The following is a 25860-nucleotide window of genomic DNA, read 5'->3' on the forward strand; positions in this document are numbered from 1 at the left end:
ATCTCTTTTATTAAATGAATTTTGAACCGCTGCTTAACTATAAAAAGATTATGGAAGAATTAACCCTCACTACTCCTACCCTGCTTTTCTCGGCAGTTTCATTGATTTTACTAGCTTATACCAACCGTTTCTTATCGTATGCCCAACTTGTGCGCCAACTACGTGACCGCTACGTGGAAAACCCTTCGGATATCACTGAAGCTCAAATCGAGAATTTACGGAAACGGTTGAATCTGACCCGTACAATGCAAGGACTGGGTATTGCAAGCCTTTTTCTCTGCGTAGTCAGTATGTTTCTTATTTATATCGGACTGCAATTATTTTCCGCTTACGTATTCGGACTGGCACTGATTCTGTTGATAGCTTCTCTAGGCGTATCTTTCCGCGAAATACAGATTTCCACCCGTTCACTGGAGATTTACCTGGGAACAATGGAGAAAGGGAAAAACAAGAAATAATACGGTTGGCATTCCCTTCCATTAGTTTTTATCAAGACACTACCCGGCAAGGAAGGATGACCGTAAAGCGACTTCCCTTGCCTACTTCGGATTTGAGTTCAATCCTTCCACCCAACTTTTCTATAATCACCTGACAAATAGAAAGTCCCAATCCTGCTCCCTGTGAGAATTCGTTCTGTTTGTAAAAACGGCTAAAAATCATCCGTTGTTCTTCACGTGGAATACCCTTTCCGGTATCTTCTACATAAATCCGCACGTTACCTTCATCCGGCAGATAAATATACCCTAATTTGATATACCCGGTTTCCGTAAACTTACTGGCGTTATTCAAGAAGTTTGTTAGAACTTGTATCAAACGCTCTCTATCCACATTAATCTCCAAAGGTATATTATCCACTTCTTTCAGGAATTCCAGACGTGGAGCAATCAATACCTGGTGAGTCATATAAATGTCATCAATCAGCTCTCTCACCCTACATTTCTTGAATGAGAAAGACATATAGCCTGATTCGATACGGGAAAGCTCCAGAATATCGTTAATCAGTTTGAGCAGCAACTCGCTGTTCTTGTTAATGGTACCGATGTATTCTTCGCGTTCTACGGAACTCAACCCATCTTCCAATGCCAGAATATTGGCAAAACCAACAATCGAATTAAGCGGAGTACGTATCTCATGGCTCATATTTGCCAAGAAGGATTGTTTCAATTCTGCCTTTTCAGCGAGCAAGCGCGCAGCTTCCAGTTCCTCTTCACGATCCTTTATATCTTGTATGTTGAGCAGCAAACCTGCTGTTTTATATTCGCCACCCGGTAGCTGTTTAGTAGTATAACGGAACTCCCACCACTGATATCCTTTACCGTCGAAGTTACAAAGCTCCCGTACTACTTTCTTTTGGGCTGTTTTCAGATTTTGCCAGTTGAACTTCACTCCTTCCCAATGATCGGGATGAATAAAGCTCATGAATTCCTTAAACGAAAGTTGTCTAGGATTCAGCCCTTGCGACGACCAGAATGCATCTTCAAAAACAAAACAACCGTTATCCAATCTCCAAGCATACGTCATTCCACCCTCAATAGCTAATGACAATGTTTCTTTTTCATCAGCCAATGCTATAAGCGCCTGTTTTTTTCTCGTCTGTTCCCGAAGGTATAACCACCAAAGCGAAGCAAAAAGAAATGTCAGGAAAAGAATTAGTGAAGCGACTAAAGTTCCCCAAAGAAATGGATACTTGTCTCTGAACGGAATATTAATAATGCTATATTTTGCAGGAATACTTTCCTTGCCCAAGCCAATTTGTTTCATTGTATTCCAGTCTACGACATACTCTTTCCGACTTTCAACAATGGGTATATCCGAGGGGCTTGTACCATGTAATATGCGAACGGCAGTTTTCACTTCTTCTTCTACCTGAATAGGTAGCGAAGTGATGTATCCACCCAACAACTTCTCACCAAACCCAAAGGCTTCATTAATGGCTGTCAGACTGGGACTACCGCAGATGCTTCCAATATTAATAGTGGTGTAATCACGTTTCAACTGAATATAACATTGGTCGCGGTAGCTCCTGTTTAAAACCCACATAAAAGTGGCATCCGAATGATTTCTGGCATTACGCAAAGGAATAGCCATGAAGCGGGTATAACCTTCTTCCTGCACCAAACGTATCTGTTCTTCCGGAGAAAGTTCAGGATTATCTATGAATCCGGTCACTTTACATCCTTTAAACTGCTCCTTTGCATCTCGTCTGATTTGTTTGTCGATATAGGTAGTGTCGAGCATGGTAAACAAGCGGACGTGCTCACCGAAGAGCTCTTTTGCCACACTGATATTCTCATTAAAGGCTATCTTGTCATGAAAACCTGTCACGTTGGGATGATGTTTCAACAATCCCCAATTCGGATAATTGACACCACCAAAAACCACAGGCACTTCTTTCGCCAACTGAATTCCACATTTCATCAATGAATAAGTGGCCTGGTCTTCATTCACCAGAATCACTTCCGGTCGCCAGTCTCTCGAAACGGAATCAACCAGAAAGCGCATCCGTTCCAGTTCCGGTTCCTCCCAATAAGATTCACAGTCTAAATAAACGGTACGAATATCAGCATCAATTTTCTCTTTTTCAAATTGCTCCGCTATCATCCGGTTAAATTCCGGATAAGCTGCATAAGTTTCCTCATAAGAGTGGACAACTAAAATACGTCGTTCCTCTTTTTGAGAACAACTACTCACCCCTAAAAGGAGCAATAAAGATAAAAGGAGCAATCTTATAATTCCTCTGTTCAAACCATTCATTTATAATAACCGGGATTAATTTCTCTCTGACTCGTAATACAAAGGTAGTTTATTTTCGAACATAAGCCAAATAAGTGAAAAAAAGAAGCTGCCCGAACTGGAATTCAGGCAGCTTCTATAATATATTAAAGAACTATTTTCAGAGTAGCATCATTAACGCTGTCCCAATTGTGAGTCTACAAAGAAAATTCCGGTATCACCGGCTTTCTTGATCTTGTCAACAATGCCTTGTGCTGTAGCTTCTTCTTCTACTTGTTCACGAACAAATCCCCACAAGAAATCCTGTGTCGCTTTATCCTTTTCAGCAGCAGCTACGTCTACCAGCTTGTCTACCAATTGAGAAACATGACATTCATGTTTGTAAACGTGTTCGAATACTTCCAAAGGAGTACCCCATCCGTTAGGAACAACATCTATTTTATCAACTTTAGCAGCTCCTCCACGCTTGATAATATAATCTGCCATGGCATAAGCATGTCCCATTTCTTCTTGAGATTGCTTTTTCATCCAATGAGCAAATCCACTGAAACCTTCTCTCTCGAAATAGAAAGACATTGCTAAATACAGGTTAGCAGACCATATTTCAGCAGTAATCTGTTCGTTAATTGCATTCTGTAATTTTTCTGAAATCATAATCGTATTTTTTATTAAGTTGTTAATGTAGTTTCTTTTTGAACTCATTACAAAAATAACAAGCTTTCAGTTAAAATTGTTCCACGCACCCTACATTTTTAAACTACATTCACACTTTGATTGTAGCGGTTCACTTTTTACTTACACCAGTTCGTCAGAGGTATATCCTTTCGGCAGTTCACGGCAGTTATATCCGGAAGCCATTATTTCACCATAAGCACCGGCAGAGCGAAGGGCTATCAAGTCACCACGCTTCACTTTGTTCAGGTCAATCGCTTTTCCGAAAACATCCGACGATTCACAGATCGGTCCTACCACGTCGTATGCTTCCAATGGTTCTTCGGAAGTAATATTTTCCATTTTATGGAATGCCTGATACAGAGCCGGACGGATAAGATCGGTCATGCCAGCATCCAAGATGGCAAATTTCTTCCGAGCACCTTGTTTTACATACAGAACTTTAGAAATTAAGGAACCGCACTGTCCTACAACAGCACGCCCCAATTCAAAATGTAACGTCTGATAAGGACGCAATTTCAGTTGCCCGGCATAGGTAGCAAAATAGTCTTTGAAGTTCGGGATAGCCTGACGGTTGGGATGTCCATAGTCAATACCCAAACCACCTCCTACGTTAATATGTTCTACCAGAATTCTGCGAGCTTCCAATTTATCCTGTAATTCATTAACACGATTACAGAGAGCTACAAAATCGCCCATATCCAGAATCTGCGAACCAATGTGGAAGTGAAGGCCGATAAACTTTACGTTTTTCATCTCCTGTGCCACATCTATCACCTTGTCCATATCCTGCATACTGATACCGAATTTATTTTCTGCCAAACCGGTAGTGATATTTGCGTGAGTATGTGCGCCTACATCCGGATTGATACGGAAAGCAACATTAGCCACCTTATTTTGAGCAGCAGCCAATTCATTGATTACTTCCAGTTCGGGAATAGACTCTACATTGAAACAGAAGATTCCGTACTCCAGCCCGAGGTTGATTTCCCAGTCCGCTTTACCTACTCCTGCAAAAACGACTTTATTGGCCGGGAATCCTGCACGGATAGCGGCGCGGATTTCTCCACCGCTCACACAATCGACTCCCATTCCGCTCTCACGGATGATAGTAAGTACTTTTGGGTTGGCATTTGCTTTGACAGCGTAATGCACTGAATAATTAGGATATTTAGCAACCTCATGGTTAATAGCCGACAATGTATCACGCAGCACTTTGGTATCGTAATAATAGAAAGGTGTCTGCAAAGTGCGGAATTTATCGATTGGAAATATTCCCTTCATAATTCGAAAAACTTGTTTAGTTGGTTAAAAAAGAGCGCTTTTATCAGTTCGGTAAAAGCGCTCGTGTTATTTATGGAATTACTTGCCGTTGAAAAGCATATCGCTCAACGATTGTAAAGCTACTTTCTTATCGCACTCCCGAATGAGGAAGGAGATATTATAGTTACTTCCCCCAAACGAAATCATTCGCACCGGTATATCGCGCATCGCATCGAGTGCTTTTGCTTCAAAACCGACATTTTCCCATTCAAGGTCACCTACAACACAGATGATACACATTCCTTTATCAACGGTTACTGTTCCGTATTTCTTCAGGTCATCCAGAATCTCATTAAGATGTTTCGTGTTATCTATCGTAACAGATACACCGACCTCTGACGTACAGATCATATCGATGGATGTCTGATAACTTTCGAAGATTTCGAACACCTTACGCAAGAAACCGTGAGCCAATAACATGCGGCTGGATTTGATCTTGATAGCAGTAATGTTATCTTTTGCAGCTACTGCCTTGATCTTACCTTTTTCCGTATCGTTGGAGATTAGTGTACCCGGAGCTTCCGGATCCATTGTGTTCAACAAACGGACAGGGATATTGGCATATTTAGCCGGCTGGATACAAGTAGGGTGCAGAATTTTTGCACCGAAGTAAGCCAACTCGGCTGCTTCCTCAAAATGAAGCTGACGCACCGGAGCGGTCTTGTCAACAATACGCGGGTCGTTATTGTGCATACCGTCGATATCTGTCCAGATCTGGATTTCGGAAGCGTTCACTGCTGCTCCGATCAGAGAAGCGGTGTAGTCGCTACCACCACGTTGCAGGTTGTCTATCTCACCGTAAGCATTGCGGCAGATGAAACCTTGCGTAATGTAGATCTCCGTATCCGGATAAAGATCGAGTTGAGCACGTAACTTATCCTTAATATATACGGGGTCCGGTTCTGCATTCTTATCAGTACGCATGAATTCCAAAGCCGGAAGCAACACGGACTTCACACCACATTCCTGCAGGTAGAAGTTTACCATCGCCGTAGAAATAAGCTCTCCCTGTGCCAAAACCACTTTCTCTTCGAACAAAGTGAAAAGGTCTTTAGTATAGGAGCGGATGTAGTCGAAGTGGGATTTGACAACTTCAAGACCTTTCTGTTTATATTCCTGGGTTGCAAAAAGCTCATCAATATGCTGTTTATATTTTGCTTCCAGCTTATTAATAATCTCGTTGGCACCCTCCGGATTCTTCTTATACAGATAGTCCGAAATTTCCACCAATGTGTTTGTTGTTCCTGACATAGCAGAAAGAACAACAATCTTCTGTTCACCATCGGTAATCAATTTGGCTACTTCCTTCATGCGCTGAGCAGAACCTACGGAAGTTCCTCCAAACTTTAAAACTTTCATTTTCGTTACTGTTTTAGTTATCTATATTTAAATCTATTTCTATTGTTCTCTGTCTGGGCATATATTCATCGGTCACATCTACAATCTGATGGTCGGCACAACGATATACCCTGCCCGGATAATCTTTCAGCAGTTGCAAATTGTGCGTCGTCATCACTACCGATGAGCCGGATTCGCAGATATTGTGCAACAATTCAACGATAGCTTTACCTGTCTCTACATCCAGATTTCCGGTAGGTTCATCCGCCAGGATGATAGCCGGAGAATTGAGTACGGCACGTGCAATCACAATGCGCTGCTGTTCGCCACCGGAAAGTTCGTTCGGAAGTTTATAACCTTTGTTGGACATTCCTACCAGTTGAAGCACTTCTTCAATGCGATCCTGTATCTCCTGTTTGTTTTTCCAACCTGTGGCACGAAGCACAAATTCCAGGTTATTATATACAGTACGGTCTGTAAGCAACTGAAAATCCTGGAATACAATGCCTAATTTGCGGCGCAGCTGCGGGATATGCTTACGTTTGATAGATCGCATATTATAGCCCAGCACTTCCGCTTCACCGTCAATTACGTCCAGTTCGCCATAAAGAGTCTTGAGCAGACTCGTTTTTCCCGAGCCTACTTTTCCGATCAAATAGACAAACTCTCCTTTGTGCAATTCCAGATTTACATCACTTAGCACACAGAGTTCCTGTTGATGGATTTCTACGTTCTTATATTGTATCAACGCCCCGTCATCCATGCCGACTCCCGTTTTAATTTTAATTTCTAATCTTTACTTATTAATGCTTCTTCCATGTACTGCTATGTCTTTCCTGCAGTTCACGTGCAAGATCTTCAATGCGATAGCCTTTTGAAGCAAGCAATACAATCATGTGATAAATGAGGTCGGCTCCTTCGTAGATCAAACGTTCGTCAGTACCGTTCGTTGCTTCGATCACTGTTTCCACAGCTTCCTCACCTACTTTTTGAGCTATCTTATTGATTCCCGACTCAAACAGACTGGTCGTATAAGAACCTTCGGGCATTTCTTCGTGACGCTTGTCTATGAAGTTCTGCAATTCTTTCAGGAACATGACCGGTTCTTCGTTTTTCTCCCCCAACAAGTATCTGTGCCTGTATGACACACAGGGCCTATCGGTTCTACTTGAATCAGTAATGTATCATTGTCGCAATCGGCCTTTATAGATACAACATGAAGGAAGTTACCGCTTTCTTCACCTTTTGTCCATAAACGATTCTTCGTACGGCTAAAGAATGTTACTTTTCCGGTTTCTACCGTTTTATCATAAGCTTCTTTATTCATGAAACCCAGCATCAAGACCTTACGTGTCTCGTTGTCCTGTATGATAGCCGGAACGAGTCCGTTCATTTTATCGAAATCCAATTCCATTTTTATATAAGTTCTAATTACTATTTCAATTTACAATTACTATCTATCGCCTACGAATGTTTTTTTTACCTGATGGTAATTCCTTCGCCGCAGCCTATAGGCTAATTTTTGCAGCACAGCAATTACCTGATGGTAATTCCTTCGCCGCAAAGATACGATTTTAATTCGGGAATTTTAATTTCTCCGAAGTGAAAAACACTGGCAGCCAATGCAGCATCTGCCTTTCCCTGTAAAAAGACATCACGGAAGTGCTCCTTACAGCCCGCACCTCCCGAAGCTATGATGGGAATGGAGAGCTGATCCGCTAAAGCAGCAAGTGCTTCATTTGCATAACCGGCTTTTACACCATCGTGATTCATGCTTGTGAAGAGTATTTCTCCTGCTCCGCGTTCCTGTGCCTCTTTAGTCCACTCGAACAGGTCTTTATCCGTTTCGATGCGCCCTCCGTTCAGGTAACATTTCCAACCATTTTCGGTCTGTTTAGCATCCACAGCCAACACACAAACCTGTGAGCCGAAATTCTTTGCAATTTCGTCAACCAACCGGGGATTGCGGATAGCGGAAGAATTGATAGAAATCTTATCCGCTCCTGCATTCAGCAGACGGTCTACATCATTTAATTCATTGATTCCACCACCTACGGTAAATGGGATATTGATATTAGCAGCAATCCGTTTTACCAATTCCGTAAAAGTCTTACGTCCTTCATGGCTTGCAGTAATGTCCAGAAAAACAAGTTCATCTGCTCCCTGTTCACTGTAAGCACGGCCTAACTCCACCGGATCACCAGCTTGGCGCAAGTTGACAAAATTCGTTCCTTTCACGGTTTGTCCGTCTTTTATATCCAGACAAGGTACTATTCTTTTTGCTAACACAATCCTATTTTATTTATTGTTCAACAATTTATAATCTATATTCCTGAAGCTTGATTCTTATCTCCCTTATAATAAAGGCATCTTATTTATTCCGATACGCTCATTATAGAAAGATTCTCAAATCCTGTAAAGTGACATGTCCTTCATATAATGCCTTACCGAAAATAACTCCGGGAACACCGGCCTCATCCAAGGCAACAATATCATCCACCTTGCTCACCCCGCCACTAGCCATCAGATAAAGGTCAGGGAATTTTGCCAGCATCTCTTTATACAAATCAATAGAAGGGCCACTCAACATTCCGTCACAGCTAATATCCGTACAGATTACTTTTCGTATACCTTTATCTATATAATTTTCGAGAAATGGAAAAAGTTCACAGGCACTTTCATCTTTCCAACCATTGACGGCTATCTTATGATCTTTCACATCTGCCCCCAAAATAATCTTCTCACTGCCGTATATTTCCAGCCAATGACAGAATAATTCCGGATCTTTCACCGCAATGCTTCCTCCGGTTACCATCTGCGCACCGCTCTCAAAAGCTATTTTCAAATCTTCATCACTCTTTACTCCTCCACCAAAATCAATAACGAGAGAAGTGCGTGCAGCAATTTGTTCCAACACCCGATAGTTAACAACGTGATGAGAAGCAGCACCGTCCAAGTCTACCACATGAAGCCTGCGAACACCATTCGCTTCAAACTCCTTAGCAACTTCCACCGGATTCTCATTATACACCTTTTTACTATCGTAATCTCCCTGGGAAAGGCGTACGCACTTTCCGTCAATAATATCAATGGCTGGAATAATTTCTATCATCTGTTTATTTACTATTTGACAATTTACTATTTAATTATTTAGCTGCATACGCTTTCGGGTATCTCTAATCTATTTTAGAAACTAAGATATGCATCTTAGAGGTTTAAAAAGTTTGTCAGAATCTTCTCTCCTGTCTTGCCACTTTTCTCCGGATGGAACTGGGTAGCATAAAAGTTATCTTTATGCAGTGCAGCACTGAACGGGTGAATATAGTCAGTTGTAGCAGCAGTAAATTCGCAGGTCGGCACATAGAAGCTATGCACAAAATAGACAAACTCTTCTTCGGTGAACCCTTCAAACAATTTGCTATTCGTTTTCCCAATGGTGTTCCATCCCATGTGCGGCACCTTATCTTCATGTTTCTGCGGGACAAAACGTTTCACGTCCACATCAAAGATATTCAAACAATCGACTTCTCCTTCTTCGGAATGCCGGCACATCAACTGCATGCCAAGACAAATTCCAAATACAGGCTGACGGAGATTCTTAATCAGTTCGTCCAGTCCCGTTACTTTCAAGTGGTTCATGGTAGTTTCCGCCTCTCCCACTCCGGGAAAAATAATTTTATCAGCCGATTGGAGTTCTTCTTTATCAGCAGTAATCACCGCTTCTACCCCCAACCGCTTTAAAGCATAATCCACAGAACGAATATTGCCGGCATTGTATTTTACAACTGCTACTTTCATCAGCTAAATATTACTGTTTTATTTTTATAAGCCAAAACTTTGCGCTCGATGTGCTTCTGCACTGCACGCGAAAGAACGATTTTTTCCAAATCCTTTCCTTTATTTACAAGGTCTTCAATAGCATCTTTATGAGTAATGCGCACTACATCCTGTTCAATAATCGGTCCGGCATCCAGTTCTGTCGTTACATAATGACTAGTTGCACCAATAATTTTCACCCCTCTCTGGAAAGCTGCGTGATAAGGCTTCGCCCCTACAAACGCAGGAAGGAAAGAGTGATGAATATTGATAATCTTATTCGGATAAGCATTAATCATCTGTTCGGAGATCACCTGCATATAGCGTGCCAATACGATAAATGTAATCTTATGTTTAGCAAGCAGCTCCATCTCCTTGCGTTCCTGTTCTTCTTTCGTCTCCTTAGTGATAGGGAACAGATAGAAAGGAATTCCAAAGCGCTCTGCTACGTGCTGCAAATCCGGATGGTTACTTATAATAAGAGGTATCTCTACATTCCACTCTCCTGCCGTATACCGGGCTAGCATATCGAAAAGACAATGTGACAGTTTGGATACAAAAATAGCCATACGCGGTTTAACATCAGAGAAATAAAGACGAAAATCCATTTCATATTTTTGCCCGTAGAGTGTTCTGAAATAATCTTCAATTTTTTCCTGCGGAACCAGAAAATCTTTCAGTTCCCATTCAATACGCATGAAGAAGATGTTCTCTACATGATCTACATACTGATCCAGATAGATAATATTTCCTTTGTTTACCGTAATAAAGTCTGTCACTTCCGCAAGGATTCCCGGTTTGTCGGGACAGTGCAATAACAGTTTGGCTGTTGTCATCATTCTTTTTACTAATTAACGATTCTAGGCGGATTATTTTCCACCTTTCTAATTTTAGTCCGCAAAAATAACGATTTATTGCAAAATTACGAATTATTCAAGCAGAAAGTTGATATAAAAACGGTGATTTCTTACAGATAGAAAGATATCGGGAGTTATTTTCAATGAAAAGAATGACAAACTTTAGGATAGTGACGCCATTGCCTTCGGATAGTGACGGTATTCCATCGTGATAGCATCACTATAATAACCGGATACCGTCACTATCCGATCTGAAGAAAAACGAATATTTTTTTTCATTACAAAAGTACTCAAAATGAGACACTAAGCATTTTTCTCGTTTTTTCTTGAAAAAAACTTTTCTCAAAACGCTTGCAGGTTTACAAAAAACAACTACCTTTGCACCCGCAATCGAGAGAGAGGCAGATTAATAAATTGAAATTCTGGTGCGTTAGTTCAGTTGGTTAGAATACATGCCTGTCACGCATGGGGTCACGGGTTCGAGTCCCGTACGCACCGCTTTTTTTCATTAAGAAGCAAAGAGAATAGAAATGAGTTAATCCAATTAAAATTTGGTGCGTTAGTTCAGTTGGTTAGAATACATGCCTGTCACGCATGGGGTCACGGGTTCGAGTCCCGTACGCACCGCAAAGGAGAATGAGTAAAATCATTCTCCTTTTTTGTTGATAATAAATGCTTATCCTGTTCCAAGTTCTATATAACAAAGAAAAGAGATTCTCAACGACCTACCTGCCGTTGCTGTTCTGCATTATATCGGTCTCCTATAACAGGAATAGCTGCAACGGCATCCTCCAATTCTTTCCACTCCTCGGGCGAAAGAGCAAAAGACAATGTATATAGGTTTTCCTCGAGATGTGACAGTTTCGTCGTTCCGGGAATGGGTACGATCCAAGGTGCTTTCTGCAACAGCCAGCCGAGTGCTACTTGCGCCGAGGTCATGCCTCGCGTGCGGCCGAAAGCTTGTAGAACATTCACGATACGGGTATTCATCCGCATCGCTTCCGGCTGAAAACGTGGCAAGGTCTGGCGGTTATCATTGTTCGGATCAAAAACCGTGTATTCATTGATACAACCACCTAGAAAACCGCGATTTAACGGACTATATGGAACAAACCCGATACCCAATTCCCGACAGGTGTCGAGCACTCCGTTTTCTTCCACCAAACGATGCATCAAATGATATTCACTTTGAATCGCTGTGAGCGGACATACAGCATGAGCCTTGCGAATACTCTCGGCACTCACTTCACACATTCCCCAACGCTGCACCTTCCCTTCTTTCATCAGGTCGGCAATAGTCGATGCTACCTCTTCCACCGGAGTATCCGGATCAGCGCGGTGCTGGTAAAACATGGGAAGTGAATCGAGTCGGAGACGACGGAGTGACTCTTCACAATAACGACGGATGGTTTCCGGGCGGCTGTTCTGACGCCCCGTGGCTTTTCCGTTAATTACCTCATGTCCGAATTTAGTCGTTACGTTAATCCGGCCTTTAAATTCGGATAATGCTTCCCCGGCCAGTTCTTCATTTGTTAGCGGTCCATAGATAATAGCGGTGTCGAAAAGCGTAATGCCACGATTTACCGCTTCATGCAACAAGCGGATGCACTGTTTCTTGTCCGGATGTTGACTGCGGTTGTAAGTCATCCCCATCACACCGAAACCGAGTGCCGATACTTCGAAAGCCGCCTTGCCTGTACCCAATACCCGATGCTCTCTAATACGTGCAGACTCATTGTCAGTACGGGATGTTTCGGGTTGCTTCGTTTCAGATGCAAAAACCTTATCCAATCCAGTTGGCACAGCCAATGCTGCTCCCGCCAGTGCCGTCGCCTTGAGAAATCCGCGACGGCTAATATTCATTTTATTGTTCTCTTCCATAAATTTACGTTTTTATATTACTCCTTTCGCCCACTCTCCGGCTTGTTTAACGCTTCCGTTCAACAACTGCCCTTCTCCCCATGTAATTTTTGGATAAAGTTTCTTGAGTTGTTTTACACTATTAGTTATCGAGCTTCCTCCGGAAGTCGCGAATGGAATAACGGTTTTACCGGAGAAATCATATTTCTCAAGGAATGTATTGACCGGACGCGGACATAAATTCCACCATATCGGATAACCAAGGAATACCACGTCGTAATCTTTCAGTTCAAGCGCTTCTCCACCCAATTCCGGACGTGAATTTTCAGTCGTCATTTCAATTGAGCTACGGCTACTCTTGTTGTTCCAGTCGAGATCTGCTGAGGTATAGGCCGTAACGGGAGTTATCCGGTAAAGTTTGCCGCCAATCGTTTTTGCAATGGCATCGGCAACTTTTTCTGTAGTTCCAGTACAAGAGAAATAGGCAACCAGGATTTTCTTATCGGACTGTACATTAGTATTCGCTGTCTGATTCTGCGCTTTTGATGAGCAGCTAAAGCAAAGGAGACTCATAAATATGAATATAATCTGTTTCATTTTATTTTGATTTTAAATATTTCTTATCACTAATTAGTTTAGACATTATCACGATGGAGTAACCCCACAGGCTTCTCATTCTTCTATTACTTTGATAAAATGTGCAGGAACACCACCCACAACCGTATTCGCTTCCACATCTTTTGTCACTACAGCTCCGGCACCAACAACAGCATTATCACCGATAGTCACTCCCTGAAGAATCGTCGCGTTAGAACCTATCCATACATTCTTACCGAGTACGATAGGTGCAGGATAAGTCGTTTTACGGTCTTGCGGAGCCAACCCGTGATTAAGTGTAGCAAAAACCACATTATGCCCGATTTGACAACCGTCACCAATAGTCACACCACCATGATCCTGAAAATGACAGCAGGCATTCATAAACACACCCTCACCAACGGTAATATTCTTACCAAAATCCGTATAAAACGGTGGAAAAACCCGGAGCGACGATGGCACCTGATAACCGAACAACCCGGAGAGTAATCGGCGCACTTCGTCCGGTGTGTGATATGCCGTATTCAGTTGGAAGGTGATACGTCTTGCCTCATTACTCATATCATCCATCAAACGATGTATTTCTTCTGTATTAAGCGCCTTGCGCGTCTTTACATATTCCTTAAATTCCTCGGTAGTCATAGTATTTCCTTTCAAAAGATAAAACAGGATTAGCAGAAATCATCATTTCGTCTGTTCGAGTTTGTTATACTCGTCATCTGTAACCGGTTCAAGCCACTCATTGGAGGTGTTTTCACCGGAAATTTCAAAAGCCAGATGAGCAAACCAACTGTCGGCAGCAGCCCCGTGCCAGTGTTTCACATTGGCAGGAATATGGATAACCGTACCAGGCAGAATCTCTACCGCCGGTTTACCTTCTTCCTGATACCATCCTCGACCGGCTACACCGATAAGCATCTGTCCGCCACCTTTCGTTGCACGGTGAATATGCCAGTTATTGCGGCAACGCGGTTCAAAAGTAACGTTAGAGATATTCACCTGCTCGCGCGAAACCGGAGCAAGATAACTGTTACCGATAAAATACTGTGCATAGGCTGTATTGGGTTCGCCAATAGGGAAAATCATCTCACGCTGGAAAGCTGTTTTGGCATCCTCACCAACAATATCTTCAGACCATACTCCTTTTGCCAAATTGAACGCTGCCCACGCCTTCGGCCAACCTGCATAGAAACCTATATGAGTGATAATCTCTGCGATCTCCGTGCGGGTGATGCCGTTCTTCTTCGCCGACTGAAGATGATAAACGAGCGAATTGTCCGTGATTCCCATACTGATAAGGGAGGTAATGGTTACTAAACTGCGGTCACGCAGACCGAGTTTGTCAGTGCGGCTCCAAACTTCTCCAAAGAGAACATCGTCATTGAGTTCCGCAAACTTGGGGGCAAACGTTCCTAACTGGTCACGTCCTGCCGTCTGTACTATCTTTTCTTGTGCCATAACATTGAGTGTTAAAATACTAAATACTGAAAATAAAAGGAGTTTGTTCATAATCATTTCGTTTATTGAATGAAGTTATTAATGCAATTTGCGGGGTTAAGCGGCATTTGGTCAGAGAGTACGAGAGTCTTAACCATGTGCAGCGTTCCTTGCTTGTACTTTTGAAAATGCTCCGATGCAATATGAGATTTATAAGCCTCCTGACTCACGTAAGTTTCAAGAATAGTTATCCTGCCGGGATTCTCTTTTTCGCTGACGGCATACATAGTCAGCACTCCCGGTTCAGTACGCAAGGAGACTTCACCCACTTCGGTCGCATATTTCATATATTCTTCAAGATACTCCGGATAAACCTCTATCTTCGACAGCCGCACAATACCGTCAGCTGCCATAGGCAATTTGGCACACATTCCGGGCTGTTGCTCCGTATTCTTTTTCACTGCCGTACTGCATGACAACATGGCAAACAAAGACAGAACACTTACAAGGCGCGATGCCTTTTTTAAAAAGATTTTGTAATCCATCATTTTCAATCTTTTCATTGTTAAACTTTCAATTGCAAATTTACTGCGATAAAATGAATAGATTTGTATATGATTTACGGATATTTGTACCAAAATTCCCGATTCTGCAATAGTTTCACATCGGTTAAACTCTTTAGCTTTCCAATGATTGCTTCAACAGAGACTTCCCCCATTTCTTAGTAACATATTTTGTATTTTCCATCTTAGCCATAGCCAAAAGATGGAATTTCTTGTGAGAATTGAAAACAAAATTCACAAGCCCGGTACAAATAGCCCGGTACAAGTAAACCAGCTGTCTTCCAGCAAGTATTTAAACGGAATTATTGCACGGATAGCTCGTTTTACCTTCCTAAAGCATAGCTTTAGGGAATAAAAAGCATAGCTTTAGCCAGTTTAAAGCTATGCTTTTGAGAGTTAACAAGAGGTACATCGTTCTTTCTACAGATATATCATTTTATCTATCCCTTACACATTTCTTCCGAATACCCGATAAATAGGAAATTCACGGGTGAAGGGAATTAAAAACTTTTATTAGTGGTGATGAATTGCAGAGACAATGCCTCAAAGCCTTTTTAATCTCAATTATAACGGAACCATTCTAAATACAATTATCCGATATTTTTTCACACCTAAAAAGCAAAAAACGGACGTAGATGCCAGGATGCACTTTTTTTATATCCTTGCAAACAGATTCTATCCCAAGTAGGATAATCAGGGTCATCAAAGTGCCAGAGTAACATCCAGTTTTTGTCTTTATCATACTGGGAACTGCAACTAAAACCAAGTCTGCGATCAGGAGTGAATTCCGGCAATAAGCTACCTACTTTTGATAGCTGTTTCGTTAATTTACCATACGTTTCTTTTCCCCATCCTGTATCATTCAAGCCATTACCTGTATTATGCCGAAACGTTCTCGGAGACTTTCCACAGATATTCACTAGCATATCAACCCATTGACCGATACTCGGGATGAACCACGGACTACGGTTGATACCATCGGGTAACCCCGTCTTATCTCTATACTTCTTTATCGCTGTGAAAACATACTTGTCATCAGAAACATCTACATTATTTTCCAGCAATTGTTCCGTTTCAGAATAACCATTCATATTATCCTCAATGTTGTCGTCTTTTGTCATCGGAGTGATATCTTTTTCCAGTTTATTCTCTTCCCCCCAACAAACAGATCTTACATTATCCAGCCCCATCACATAGGCATGATTCCATCCTTTTTCATTGCATTTCGGATCTGTCATTTTAGTAGGTTCACAAGTAATTACCATTCCGATAGCATTTTGATAATCATATATTTTCCCGTCATCTTCCAGCAGGTCATCTCCCGGATGTACCTCTATTCGTTTCTCTGTTATATTCTGAAACACAAAATCTCCCGGACGCAGTTTCCTTTCTGTACTTCCTTTGCCGGGTACAGGACTGATAACTTTCAGCGTATAACATTTTCCCGAGGAAAAAGTGATGGTACTACCCGAATAGTTTATCTTTGTTTCCTCATTATTTCTACCGTCAGTGGTCCGATAGTTTCCGAAAATCTTTGCTTCTTCTTTTGGTGTAACAATGGCACAATATCTCAATGAATCTATCTGGTAAGGAATAACATCATTCAAATTCACTCCCACAGTCATTGAGTCTATAGCTAAAACCCTCGATTCCTGATGGTAAACAAAACCCGCATTTTTAGGTGCAAAACAGCCTATATATGCTTGTGGCTGTAGTAGCAACAACGTAAACTGATGCTGAAACAGCAAATTCAAGATGATCCGGGAAGGGTTACTGACATCGGGCGTACCGGTAGCAATCATCAGATCGCTGGTCGTATATTGTTCTAATGTAGACTGGTCTTTTGCCGGTTGCAATTTATCATTACCAATCAATGAATTAATGATTGCCTTAGTATCTTGTGAGGCATCTATCGTGATCTTTTCTCTGTATGGATAATATGCAACATAGTTCACTCCGTCATACCAATAAAGTATCCTACCATTCTCTACCGAATTCCAACTACCGGTCGATGCACTGTAAACCAATGGAATATTATCGACATCATCCACTATTGTGCCATTTTTCACAGCAAAGACACCAATCAAATCACCGTCAACAAATTCTGTTTTAAGATGCTTATCGTTCACAGAAGCACGTGTTGAATGTTGTCCGGAACTCGGGAAATTTTCAAAATCAGTGGTTATAGTCCGAATAGTAAGTGGTATGCCATTACAGTGATTCGTTCTTCCTCCGTTGTCTATTTCGTTTTCGTCGGTGCATGCACAACAAACCCAAAGAATGTTCCAAAAAATTATGCCGATGAGATATTTCATATACCTTTTAATCATATTATCATTTTAAACAAACTGATATTTCTTCGCGATGTTTACACTCTTCAGCCGGATTAGTCAGTCTCCTGTTTGTCTACTGTTCCGTTGACGGTTTCAGAGTCAGTGTTCTCTTCCCATGGCACGGGACCATCCTCCGGCATCACTGATATTGATTTTCTTGCGATGCCAATGGTATAACCTACAGAAGCTCCCGGAATCCAATTGTCAGTGGAAGGAAAAGATTGATTTTCCATCTTGATAATTTGAGTAATGGAATCATCATTTGCACCCTTTGCCGTATATTGATAAGTGATACTAAATGTACTTCCTTCTCCATTGGGAAGTAGAAAAAAAGTGGCAAGCAATTTCTTTTCTTCCGTACTAGTATTTGGCACAGGAAAATTTGTGATATCAGTGATAAAAGTTTCCTTCTCATCAGATGATGGATAGGTCCACTTCCAACCTTTGTCGGTATCAGTGGTAGGAGCATGGTAAGTCAATCGTCCGCTTTTCATACCCGAAACGGAGAAAGCGGTTACTGATTTTCCTTCTGTATCATCATTACTTTTCACATAAATATTGAGTTTAGTCAGCGTATGGTACAATTTGAAGCTTATATTACCCTTGTTTTGGTTCATCACCGGAGTTGCAGCAAGAAGATCTATCTGATTGTTTTCGCCGACAGGAACGATATAAGTTAACACCGGAAATCCTTTTGCCGTCCCTCTATCCTGAAAGGAAGGGGTAGTGCTTTCAACATCATTCACATAAGGGGCGTAGGCAAAAAAGCTGATCCGGTCTGTTGTTGAATTGTCCGGCCAGAATTTGACCGGACTATAAGACCATCCGCTACCCGATTGCTTTGCAACAAGTTGGTTATACATGAAATTGGGCGTTGCAACACTTTGGTCAAAATCCCCATGTGTAAAATAGGCGAACACACCTATATTTTCAAGGTTGTCTGTTGTAATATACTCCTTTGTAGCTCTTGTCAGAGGAATATCTCCTGAAAAGCCTACAGCAGTATTCCCTTGTGGAAATTCGTATGTACTTTCTTCCCCACTGCAAGCCCCCAACAACAAAGACAACGTAAAAAGAATATCATACAGATACTTTATCCTCATACTTCTACTTCCAGTTTCTCCATTCATGTTTCTTTTTCTATTCTGTTACACGTGATTTCTTTATGCTGGTGACCGGAAAAGGACATTCAACCTCGTCCGGCCTTTTAATTATATCCGTATCTTCACAGGAAACCGGATAGGTTTATTCCACTGGAGATTCAGTTACTTCCTTTCCCCAGTCATCCACTTTAGCTTCATCAATAACAATAGCATGTAGATTGATAGTGAGCGTATATTGGTATGTTTTTTGACGTTTCATATGCCCTACCGGAAGTTTAATAACAGATTCCGCATGGCTGGCAATGTATTGGTCAGCATTCGTTTCGTCCTTACTCACAATGTCGTAATGGAAACCAATCTGGATTTCTCCATCAGCACAGCCGCTCCCTTTGGTTGCATCAACATACGTATCACCTACCGGAATCAGGTAAAGATATTGTTTGTCAGGAAATAAGGAAACAGGTTTGGTTTGTGATGCTTCTGTTACTTTTACGCCTGAAATTGTTTTGCTATGTCCTTCAGTCGGATTGGATTCCGTGATACCACTGTCTACATCCAGCATAGACTTCAAGCTGAAATCTTTTTCAGGAATAACTGCCCCCTCATAATTCCAGTGTAATTCCTTCCATGTAGCAGCAGTATAGAATTTGGAGTTGGCATTGCTGGACGCCGAAGGGTTGAGCAGTGACATATTACCTTGTTCTGCTGTTGATCCATGATTGCTTCCCACAATCCACATCTCGGTGATATAGACGAAACTTTCAGTACCGTCCATACCGCTAAATTCACCATCTCCCAGTTTTGCCTTGAAGGAGACACGGGAAAGGGTATGATTGAACTGGAATTTTATTTTCCCACCGGTACTGGAATCATATTTCTGGTCAGTCTTTTCGGCAACTACGAGATCGACCATTTTAGGAAGATCAGCCCCTTCCTTGAGTTTAAAATTTATATAAGGGATACCCGTCGTAGTGGCACTACAAACAGTTACACCTGTTTTTGTTCCAGTCTCCCATGCACTTTCATACGGAGCGTAAGCAAAGAAGGAAATCATATCTTTCTGATTGTTGGGCCAATACTTGACAGGGCTATAAGTCCATCCCCCATTGCCATTATTCAGTGTTTTATCCCATTTCACTTTTTGATTGTGCATAAAGCCGGGTGCAGTTGAGGTCTTTGCCTCGTCCCATGGTTTATTACCCGTAAAATAACCCATGATACCGAAACCACCATATTCATCGGCTGCATCGGGATCTTTCTGGATACTGTTATTATCCATGTCTACCCCGCGGGTGGAGGTTCTTGTATATCCGCCAAACGTCATTTGTGGATGCGCGTCCGGACTGACCTCCATCACTTCATTCTGCGAGCAACCTGCCATTAGCAAAGCAGCAAGCAATACTGTCATAACATTAATCGTTTTCATTTTCCTAACTTTTAAATTACGTTTTATTTTTAATTCATTTCCTGTCCCTATTCTAATCTCCTATCGTTGATACATTATCCAATCGGTATATCCGTATCTACCTCATCTCCCCAACCGTCCACATCCACATCAAATCCTGAACCGGAGCCTGTTTCGGGCTCCACATCCGGAATCTTATCGATCGTGGCTTCCACATAGATGGTTACAATTCCCTCACCATTGTCTTTCTCCGTCACTTTCACATTGTCATAATCTCCTGTAAAAAGAGTTTTCCCATCTACCAGCTGCGCCTCCAGATGCAAATGGTGATTTTGGGAAAAATCAATGCCGAACACATTAAATGTGCCTGTCAGCGTTCCATTAAAAGGCGAACCTTCATCAAATACCGGATGGGAAAGTGGAAATTCCTGTACCACATTTTGTTCTGATCCCTTACCCGTAGCAAGAAATACAGATTCGGAGATGCCGTCCAGCCGACAGACAACGGAACGGATGTTGTTCAACCCTTCCACACGAATCATTGCTACCACTTCATACGATCGTTTCTGCGGTATGAAGTGCAGAATAGAACTTTCACCTCCTGTCGTAGTGAAGTATTCCGACTTGCCGGTGGTTACTTGGGTATAGTTACCAAGCATGTCCTCCGTAACAGCAAATCCTGTCACCGCAGCAGCAGCCAGTTTTTCGGGCGAAGCAGTGACAGTACGTATATTCGTCTTCCCGTTTACCCGTGTTTCTATTTTCTTGTTATATGCCACCAGAGTTTCATATCTGTCATTGCCCTGAAAAGCAATATTACTGAAATCTGTAAAAGAGCGGTTAAAAAGGATTACATTGTAAATTCCTTGCTGCAACCGCACAGTTTCCCGTGAATAGTCACCCATTAAAAAGATTTTAGGCTCTCCACCATCCACCGGATAGAATATCGCAGTGGCACCATGCGCCGCCTCATCCATATTATCCAAACCGGATTGACTCCAATCGACGGTCAGAGTAATTTCCGCCGTTTCATAATAAGTAAGATCACGCCGCTCGCAACTCATCTCAAAAAACAACAAGCAAAGAAGTATCCATTTTGATAGTTGAGTAAATGTCAATATAAGTAGTTTATGATTTATTACTCCCCCCTTACAACTCATTCTGCACCTCCTCTCTTCGTCTTGTGGTTCAACAGCCACACTAATGATACTTTTACTTTCGTAGGACCGAGCCATGTATAGTTTCCGTTTTCCTGCCATAATAAGGTTTGGTAATGATCTTGGGCGTGGTAGTGACGGTAGTCTGTACGCAGTAACCCTATCCCGGCACTCAATTCCAGATGTAGATTGCGGGCAATCCTTGTCACCCATCCGTAGCTGATACCCGCTGCAATAAAAAACTCACCCTGATAGCCGTTTTCTTTCCATTGCAAATCATATTTTCCTCCTCCGACATAAAGTCCGAAAAAATGCCCTGTCAGTATTTCACGGCGTTCCCGTTTTTGGGAACTTCCGCACCAGTAACGTCCTTCCAATCCTCCTGAAAGGATTTCAAGACAATATCGATTATCTTTCAACAACCACCATGGAAACACATATTCCCCATTAATCGACCAGCGCTTGCCTATCGGTACTTCGATTTCCACATTTGGCATCAGGGCAGCATCAAATAGTAAGTTGGTCTTCAGGGCAAAAAGCGGACGTCCCGTTTTTTTGCGTAATCCGGAAGAAGTAAATTTTTTCTCTTTTGCTCTATCTGTTGTCTCATTTGTAAATTGCGGTACCGGATATAATTCTTTTTTCAGGCTATCAGAATTTATATGGGCAACTTCAGGAAGTGCAGGCAAACAATCCGGCTTTATCCATACCACACAAATGGCGGCATTGCGTAAATAAGGTAATAAGTGATCATGAATGTAGCGGTAAGGAACACCATTATCCAATTTATTCAGTAATGCTTTACACCGTTCAGGATCTTCATTTCGTTCTATTATTTGTAACACTTCTTTCCTATCCGGAAGATTCTTATCGTCTATGATCAATTGTCGGAATTCTTTCCAATTTTCCCCTTGTGGATATAAATGGATGTGGCATTGATCGAGGTTAGGGTATTTCCATTTCAGATAACTTTTCACAGCTGTTGAACGCTGACGTGCCAGTTGTTCATTGTAAACACTGTTCCCTTCAGGTGAAGCAAAAGAGTAAATATTGATAGAGTCGATACGTGCACACAAATTACAGTCAGTGAACAACTCATCCCAATGACAAAGAGTTCTACTGTTATTCATGTATCCGCTATCTACCACAAATTTGTCAAAACGGAAATAGAGCATCATCATGTTACCAGACACTTCCTTCATCTCTTTTTGTCCGGCATAGCAGTTTAAAAGAAGGGTGAACAGCAATCCACAGCAAACAATTCCTCGTTTGATATCCCTTATGTATTTAGGTATATTCATAATGATAGGTATGTTTTATTGATTGAATATTCTGATATTTTAACTTCTTCCAATGACGCGCGTGCTATTTGTTTCAGAATATTTATTTTACTGGTTATCTGCGTATTAAAAGTTGAATTTCTTTTAAAGGTAGACATACTTATACGGGTAGATTTATCTATGGCTTGAAGTACATCTAATAAGGATATTTCCGATAGTGAACGGCATAATTCATACGAGAAAAGTGTTCCTGGTTCTTTTTTGGGCAGAAGGCGGATGAGCTGTCCCTCTTCGAGTTCATCAAACAAGCTTTTCCATTCGCCTTCTGAAAGGAGGTAATTGACCGATTGCAAAACATTACTCGAAGAAAGGTCATGCAGCACGGCGATAGCTGTTTGTGTACGTGTATGTATAGACAACATGATAATCTACTTTGCCACCGTTACTTACCAAGTAATGGGTCCATGATTATTCATTCAGGCTAAAAAAAAGCGTTTTTTATCGGCTATTAAGTTGCAAGGAGGTTTTACTGTCAAGTAAAGTGTAAAAAAATGAGTTCCGTTTTTGAAATATCAGAAATGGAATGAAGATTTTGTGTGTTTTTCAGAACGCACGCTAGAATAATATGTATTTCTCTTGTGTGGTATGTAGTTAAATAGATAAAAGAACAAAATTAGTATAGATAATTAAACTTTTATTTGGATTTATGAAAGAAAATTTGAAACTTTGCACTCTAAACCATCCATTACTTGGTAAGTAATTTTCTCTTTAGAAACAAGTTGTTATTCAGTTTTCTTATGCAACTTTTTTATTTGCATCGCTTTTAGCAATCGACAGAATTAGTTTGTCATTGGCTTCGTCAACCTTTTCATTTTCAAAAGGTTTCAGATAAGTTTCCGTTACCTTAATGGATGAATGCCCCAGTGCTTTACTGATAATACCGATAGGAATGCCTGCATAAAATGCCAGAGTTGCCCACGTGTGGCGGGCGGTATACGAACTAATTCCGGTGCCCGGGAGCAACAGTGTAGCCAGCTTCGCTAACTTATGGTTGAAGTCGCGCAAGGCTTTTCGATAAAGTGCATATACCTCTTTATCCTCTTTAACCATATCATCCAGTATGGGAAACAGATAGCCGGAGCCTGCACCACGACTACGATATTCCTCAAACAGTGGCATAGCTTCCTTCGCGATGCGTACCACTATTTTCCTTCCGGTCTTGTGACGACAATAGGTGATACAGTTCCCCTTCACATCTTGTCGGCGCAGATAAGCAAGGTCAATAAACGGCATTCCCCGAAATAAAAACATTAACAGGAAATAGGCTAATACGCTTTGCAATTCTTCAGGCAGTTTCCCTACATCAGCACAAAACAGTACATTCATCTGATCTTCTGTCAGTGCCCGTTTTGTCTGCGCTTCGACCTTGGTATACACATCATCAAACAGCTTCTTGTCATATTCCAGCAACTTGGCCTTCACCATCCGGTTATATACTGCTTTGAGCGTACGCATATACGTCGATACCGTATTCCAGCTTGCACCTCTATCCCGCAACCAGATTTCGTACTCTTTCAACCTGCCAGGAATAAATACCCCCCGTTACAGGTATGTTCTTCTTTTCACCTTCAGGTAGCAGTTTTATAGTTTCACAGCCAGATGCCTTTTCCACTTCACTCTCCACTGAAAACTTTGTAAAAGAGTTCAGTGTAGCATTGTAGATATGCACCGCTGGGCGCTTCTTGTCCTCCTCCAGTTTCTTCATTACTTCCTTCATATAGGAAGCCAGACAGACTACTTCCACATCCATTTCATTTTTATCCATAATTCTAAATTTTAGTTTTCACATCATGCGTTCTGCTTGCAACAGACATGCTCTGCAAAATGTTTATACCTGCAACATTTTTCATCCGAAGAATGGTATCTTGTAACAAACAAGTCAGAATACATTGCATAAAATAATACAGACAATGAAATATTGGTGAAGAAATAGGTAACTATCTAATCTTTCTTTTAGAATAGTGAAATAATTTTAAATACTAAATTTAGAGTTGTTTTTTACGCATATCAAATTATATGATTCTTCACAGAGTCTTTTTATCTCATCATCCGGCATATCATCATTGAACCGGATGCTAATCCAATATTTGAGACTTGAATTAAAAGGTGCACCTACCGCATTATACATCGCTTTTAGTTCATCAATCACCATTGGATCACATTTAATGGTGCACCTATCAAATTTACTTATATCAAAAAAGCAAAACATTTTGCCTTTCACATAAAAGACAAGTATATCTTTCGCCCAACGAAATGCCCCAAAGGGCATTTTCTCTGTAACGCCGGGTAAGGATAAACAAAATTCTCTAAACTCTTCTATATTCATTATAAGTTATACAATTTCTTTTTCTGTTCCGAATTTCTTATCCATCGGACGGATGAATGACCATATAGCAGTTACTTTCCGTTACTCCATATTCTTTAGCTTTTTTACTTTGCAAAAGTATACATTTGTATAATCAAAGCAAAATGATATTTGCATCAGGCAGAAGAGAAATATAAAAAATAAAATTATACCAATTAATTATTATATCTTTGCACCCATGTTATATATACTTGTAATTGGACAAGCGTTTCTACAAACTACCGTAAATAGTTACTTATAACAGTCAATTAAAAAAATACTATAGTTATGAGTTACATTACAACTTTTACGGGGAAGCATTTCGACCCCATCCACCCTGTTCCTGAAAAAATTGATGTGAAAGACATCGCTCATGCTTTGTCTTTGATCTGTCGTGCAAACGGTCATACCCGTTTTTTTTATTCTGTCGCCCAACATTCTATCGCGTGCTGCAAAGAGGCTAAAACGCGAGGGCTTTCCAACCGTATACAGTTGGGGTGTTTGTTGCATGACAGCAGTGAAGCTTACCTGTCAGATGTGACACGTCCGATAAAAGCCAAACTTACAGAATATCTTAAATTCGAAGATCACCTGCAAAATATGATTTGGAATCATTTTATTAGCGAACCTCTCGCGGATACAGAAAAGAAAGCAATATTTGAAATTGACGACGAGATGCTTTCTTATGAATTCATACACCTTATGTCTGAAAGCATTTCTGATGATTATAAGTTCATTTTATCCAGACCAACATTAGAATTTATAAACCCTTCAATCGTTGAAGATGAATTTATAAGTTTATCAGCAGAGATTGGTACCCCATAAGCTAAATGGCATACGAACTCTGTTTTTAAAACCGATAAGATACTTTTCTCATCAGACACTTGACAAATGACTTCTTATGTTGTATCTTTGAGAAAAGAAAAAGTATAAATAGCATGAAAGAAGAAAGAAATAATCATACATAAATCATAAATAACCC

The 25860-nt window shown here is 41.1% G+C and carries 23 protein-coding genes, 2 tRNA genes, 2 pseudogenes and 1 riboswitch; of the genes and pseudogenes, 4 read left to right on the forward strand and 23 right to left on the reverse strand.

Annotated features, from left to right (window positions below; translation table 11 throughout):
• The first annotated feature begins 50 nt into the window (after positions 1-50).
• Positions 51-458, forward strand: coding sequence for a DUF2721 domain-containing protein (locus NXV01_RS20920; protein ID WP_149939683.1), 408 nt, complete (start codon positions 51-53; stop codon positions 456-458).
• Positions 459-489: 31 nt separating this feature from the next.
• Here NXV01_RS20920 and NXV01_RS20925 read toward each other — a convergent pair whose 3' ends face one another.
• The 10 genes and pseudogenes from NXV01_RS20925 to purU form a co-directional block, all read right to left on the reverse strand.
• Positions 490-2754 carry a sensor histidine kinase gene (locus tag NXV01_RS20925; RefSeq protein WP_148364962.1) on the reverse strand — a complete coding sequence of 755 codons (2265 nt, stop codon included), beginning with the start codon at positions 2752-2754 and terminating at the stop codon, positions 490-492.
• A 153-nt stretch (positions 2755-2907) separates the two neighbouring features.
• Positions 2908-3387 (reverse strand): ferritin, encoded by a 480-nt coding sequence (locus NXV01_RS20930; protein ID WP_099146809.1) that lies wholly within the window; start codon positions 3385-3387, stop codon positions 2908-2910.
• A gap of 141 nt (positions 3388-3528) precedes the next feature.
• Positions 3529-4689, reverse strand: a complete 1161-nt coding sequence (gene lysA / locus NXV01_RS20935; RefSeq protein WP_099146808.1) for a diaminopimelate decarboxylase — start codon at positions 4687-4689, stop codon at positions 3529-3531.
• Between the two features lie 78 nt (positions 4690-4767).
• Positions 4768-6087: an aspartate kinase gene (locus NXV01_RS20940; RefSeq protein ID WP_099146807.1), complete on the reverse strand. Its 1320-nt coding sequence runs from the start codon at positions 6085-6087 to the stop codon at positions 4768-4770.
• 13 nt (positions 6088-6100) lie between these two features.
• Positions 6101-6829 (reverse strand): cell division ATP-binding protein FtsE, encoded by a 729-nt coding sequence (locus NXV01_RS20945; RefSeq protein ID WP_004304028.1) that lies wholly within the window; start codon positions 6827-6829, stop codon positions 6101-6103.
• Between the two features lie 40 nt (positions 6830-6869).
• Positions 6870-7480, reverse strand: a pseudogene (hisIE, locus tag NXV01_RS20950) (bifunctional phosphoribosyl-AMP cyclohydrolase/phosphoribosyl-ATP diphosphatase HisIE).
• A 122-nt stretch (positions 7481-7602) separates the two neighbouring features.
• A complete protein-coding gene (gene hisF / locus NXV01_RS20955) occupies positions 7603-8355 on the reverse strand; it encodes an imidazole glycerol phosphate synthase subunit HisF (protein ID WP_148364960.1) in 753 nt (250 codons plus the stop codon).
• 103 nt (positions 8356-8458) lie between these two features.
• Positions 8459-9178 (reverse strand): 1-(5-phosphoribosyl)-5-[(5-phosphoribosylamino)methylideneamino]imidazole-4-carboxamide isomerase, encoded by a 720-nt coding sequence (gene hisA, locus NXV01_RS20960; protein ID WP_148364959.1) that lies wholly within the window; start codon positions 9176-9178, stop codon positions 8459-8461.
• Positions 9179-9273: 95 nt separating this feature from the next.
• Positions 9274-9864 carry an imidazole glycerol phosphate synthase subunit HisH gene (hisH, locus tag NXV01_RS20965; RefSeq protein WP_148364958.1) on the reverse strand — a complete coding sequence of 197 codons (591 nt, stop codon included), beginning with the start codon at positions 9862-9864 and terminating at the stop codon, positions 9274-9276.
• Positions 9864-10721, reverse strand: coding sequence for a formyltetrahydrofolate deformylase (purU, locus tag NXV01_RS20970; RefSeq protein ID WP_004297049.1), 858 nt, complete (start codon positions 10719-10721; stop codon positions 9864-9866). The genes hisH and purU overlap by 1 nt, the downstream gene beginning before the upstream one ends.
• Positions 10722-11163: 442 nt before the next feature.
• Between purU and NXV01_RS20975 the strand changes: the two genes are divergently transcribed.
• Together NXV01_RS20975 and NXV01_RS20980 are read left to right on the forward strand one after the other, a co-directional pair.
• A tRNA-Asp gene (locus NXV01_RS20975) sits at positions 11164-11237 on the forward strand.
• 55 nt (positions 11238-11292) lie between these two features.
• A tRNA-Asp gene (locus NXV01_RS20980) sits at positions 11293-11366 on the forward strand.
• A gap of 90 nt (positions 11367-11456) precedes the next feature.
• Here the strand turns inward: NXV01_RS20980 and NXV01_RS20985 are convergent.
• From NXV01_RS20985 to NXV01_RS21045, 13 genes and pseudogenes are all read right to left on the reverse strand, one after another.
• Positions 11457-12620, reverse strand: a complete 1164-nt coding sequence (locus NXV01_RS20985) for an aldo/keto reductase (protein WP_259023162.1) — start codon at positions 12618-12620, stop codon at positions 11457-11459.
• A gap of 12 nt (positions 12621-12632) precedes the next feature.
• Positions 12633-13196, reverse strand: a complete 564-nt coding sequence (locus NXV01_RS20990; protein WP_259023163.1) for a flavodoxin — start codon at positions 13194-13196, stop codon at positions 12633-12635.
• 75 nt (positions 13197-13271) lie between these two features.
• Positions 13272-13838: a sugar O-acetyltransferase gene (locus tag NXV01_RS20995; protein WP_148364952.1), complete on the reverse strand. Its 567-nt coding sequence runs from the start codon at positions 13836-13838 to the stop codon at positions 13272-13274.
• Positions 13839-13880: 42 nt separating this feature from the next.
• The gene (locus NXV01_RS21000; RefSeq protein WP_195650359.1) at positions 13881-14705 is read right to left on the reverse strand and encodes a carboxymuconolactone decarboxylase family protein; all 825 of its coding nucleotides are present in this window, start codon (positions 14703-14705) and stop codon (positions 13881-13883) included.
• A gap of 11 nt (positions 14706-14716) precedes the next feature.
• Complete coding sequence (locus NXV01_RS21005) at positions 14717-15196, reverse strand: putative quinol monooxygenase (RefSeq protein WP_409012942.1); 480 nt, start codon at positions 15194-15196, stop codon at positions 14717-14719.
• Positions 15197-15807: 611 nt separating this feature from the next.
• Positions 15808-17511 carry a fimbrillin family protein gene (locus NXV01_RS21010; RefSeq protein WP_259023164.1) on the reverse strand — a complete coding sequence of 568 codons (1704 nt, stop codon included), beginning with the start codon at positions 17509-17511 and terminating at the stop codon, positions 15808-15810.
• A gap of 71 nt (positions 17512-17582) precedes the next feature.
• Positions 17583-18659, reverse strand: coding sequence for a fimbrillin family protein (locus NXV01_RS21015; RefSeq protein ID WP_259023165.1), 1077 nt, complete (start codon positions 18657-18659; stop codon positions 17583-17585).
• A gap of 115 nt (positions 18660-18774) precedes the next feature.
• Positions 18775-20058, reverse strand: a complete 1284-nt coding sequence (locus NXV01_RS21020; RefSeq protein WP_259023166.1) for a fimbrillin family protein — start codon at positions 20056-20058, stop codon at positions 18775-18777.
• A gap of 74 nt (positions 20059-20132) precedes the next feature.
• Entirely contained in the window at positions 20133-21101 is a 969-nt protein-coding gene (locus NXV01_RS21025) for a DUF5119 domain-containing protein (RefSeq protein ID WP_259023167.1), read from the reverse strand.
• Between the two features lie 92 nt (positions 21102-21193).
• The gene (locus NXV01_RS21030) at positions 21194-22495 is read right to left on the reverse strand and encodes a DUF3575 domain-containing protein (RefSeq protein ID WP_259023168.1); all 1302 of its coding nucleotides are present in this window, start codon (positions 22493-22495) and stop codon (positions 21194-21196) included.
• Positions 22492-22896 carry a hypothetical protein gene (locus NXV01_RS21035; protein WP_259023169.1) on the reverse strand — a complete coding sequence of 135 codons (405 nt, stop codon included), beginning with the start codon at positions 22894-22896 and terminating at the stop codon, positions 22492-22494. The genes NXV01_RS21030 and NXV01_RS21035 overlap by 4 nt, the downstream gene beginning before the upstream one ends.
• 373 nt (positions 22897-23269) lie before the next feature.
• Positions 23270-24299, reverse strand: a pseudogene (locus NXV01_RS21040) (tyrosine-type recombinase/integrase).
• Positions 24300-24506: 207 nt separating this feature from the next.
• Complete coding sequence (locus tag NXV01_RS21045) at positions 24507-24860, reverse strand: MmcQ/YjbR family DNA-binding protein (protein WP_259023170.1); 354 nt, start codon at positions 24858-24860, stop codon at positions 24507-24509.
• Positions 24861-25060: 200 nt separating this feature from the next.
• Positions 25061-25157: riboswitch (purine riboswitch) on the forward strand.
• A 9-nt stretch (positions 25158-25166) separates the two neighbouring features.
• On the opposite strand from NXV01_RS21045, the gene NXV01_RS21050 reads away from it, so the two are divergent.
• Positions 25167-25703 carry a phosphohydrolase gene (locus NXV01_RS21050; protein ID WP_259023171.1) on the forward strand — a complete coding sequence of 179 codons (537 nt, stop codon included), beginning with the start codon at positions 25167-25169 and terminating at the stop codon, positions 25701-25703.
• The last annotated feature ends 157 nt before the right edge of the window (positions 25704-25860 follow it).

The sequence above is a fragment of the Bacteroides sp. BFG-606 genome (genome assembly GCF_024788145.1).
Lineage (GTDB): Bacteria > Bacteroidota > Bacteroidia > Bacteroidales > Bacteroidaceae > Bacteroides > Bacteroides vicugnae.

What these genes read in the sequence shown, in the direction of transcription:
- NXV01_RS20920 (WP_149939683.1), top strand. Translation starts at nt 51, where the DNA reads ATGGAAGAATTAACCCTCACTACTCCTACCCTGCTTTTCTCGGCAGTT.
- NXV01_RS20925 (WP_148364962.1), bottom strand. Translation starts at nt 2,754, where the DNA reads ATGAATGGTTTGAACAGAGGAATTATAAGATTGCTCCTTTTATCTTTA.
- NXV01_RS20930 (WP_099146809.1), bottom strand. Translation starts at nt 3,387, where the DNA reads ATGATTTCAGAAAAATTACAGAATGCAATTAACGAACAGATTACTGCT.
- lysA (WP_099146808.1), bottom strand. Translation starts at nt 4,689, where the DNA reads ATGAAGGGAATATTTCCAATCGATAAATTCCGCACTTTGCAGACACCT.
- NXV01_RS20940 (WP_099146807.1), bottom strand. Translation starts at nt 6,087, where the DNA reads ATGAAAGTTTTAAAGTTTGGAGGAACTTCCGTAGGTTCTGCTCAGCGC.
- NXV01_RS20945 (WP_004304028.1), bottom strand. Translation starts at nt 6,829, where the DNA reads ATGGATGACGGGGCGTTGATACAATATAAGAACGTAGAAATCCATCAA.
- hisA (WP_148364959.1), bottom strand. Translation starts at nt 9,178, where the DNA reads ATGATAGAAATTATTCCAGCCATTGATATTATTGACGGAAAGTGCGTA.
- hisH (WP_148364958.1), bottom strand. Translation starts at nt 9,864, where the DNA reads ATGAAAGTAGCAGTTGTAAAATACAATGCCGGCAATATTCGTTCTGTG.
- purU (WP_004297049.1), bottom strand. Translation starts at nt 10,721, where the DNA reads ATGATGACAACAGCCAAACTGTTATTGCACTGTCCCGACAAACCGGGA.
- NXV01_RS20985 (WP_259023162.1), bottom strand. Translation starts at nt 12,620, where the DNA reads ATGGAAGAGAACAATAAAATGAATATTAGCCGTCGCGGATTTCTCAAG.
- NXV01_RS20990 (WP_259023163.1), bottom strand. Translation starts at nt 13,196, where the DNA reads ATGAAACAGATTATATTCATATTTATGAGTCTCCTTTGCTTTAGCTGC.
- NXV01_RS20995 (WP_148364952.1), bottom strand. Translation starts at nt 13,838, where the DNA reads ATGACTACCGAGGAATTTAAGGAATATGTAAAGACGCGCAAGGCGCTT.
- NXV01_RS21000 (WP_195650359.1), bottom strand. Translation starts at nt 14,705, where the DNA reads ATGAACAAACTCCTTTTATTTTCAGTATTTAGTATTTTAACACTCAAT.
- NXV01_RS21005 (WP_409012942.1), bottom strand. Translation starts at nt 15,196, where the DNA reads ATGAAAAGATTGAAAATGATGGATTACAAAATCTTTTTAAAAAAGGCA.
- NXV01_RS21010 (WP_259023164.1), bottom strand. Translation starts at nt 17,511, where the DNA reads ATGAAATATCTCATCGGCATAATTTTTTGGAACATTCTTTGGGTTTGT.
- NXV01_RS21015 (WP_259023165.1), bottom strand. Translation starts at nt 18,659, where the DNA reads ATGAATGGAGAAACTGGAAGTAGAAGTATGAGGATAAAGTATCTGTAT.
- NXV01_RS21020 (WP_259023166.1), bottom strand. Translation starts at nt 20,058, where the DNA reads ATGAAAACGATTAATGTTATGACAGTATTGCTTGCTGCTTTGCTAATG.
- NXV01_RS21025 (WP_259023167.1), bottom strand. Translation starts at nt 21,101, where the DNA reads ATGAGTTGCGAGCGGCGTGATCTTACTTATTATGAAACGGCGGAAATT.
- NXV01_RS21030 (WP_259023168.1), bottom strand. Translation starts at nt 22,495, where the DNA reads ATGAATATACCTAAATACATAAGGGATATCAAACGAGGAATTGTTTGC.
- NXV01_RS21035 (WP_259023169.1), bottom strand. Translation starts at nt 22,896, where the DNA reads ATGTTGTCTATACATACACGTACACAAACAGCTATCGCCGTGCTGCAT.
- NXV01_RS21045 (WP_259023170.1), bottom strand. Translation starts at nt 24,860, where the DNA reads ATGAATATAGAAGAGTTTAGAGAATTTTGTTTATCCTTACCCGGCGTT.
- NXV01_RS21050 (WP_259023171.1), top strand. Translation starts at nt 25,167, where the DNA reads ATGAGTTACATTACAACTTTTACGGGGAAGCATTTCGACCCCATCCAC.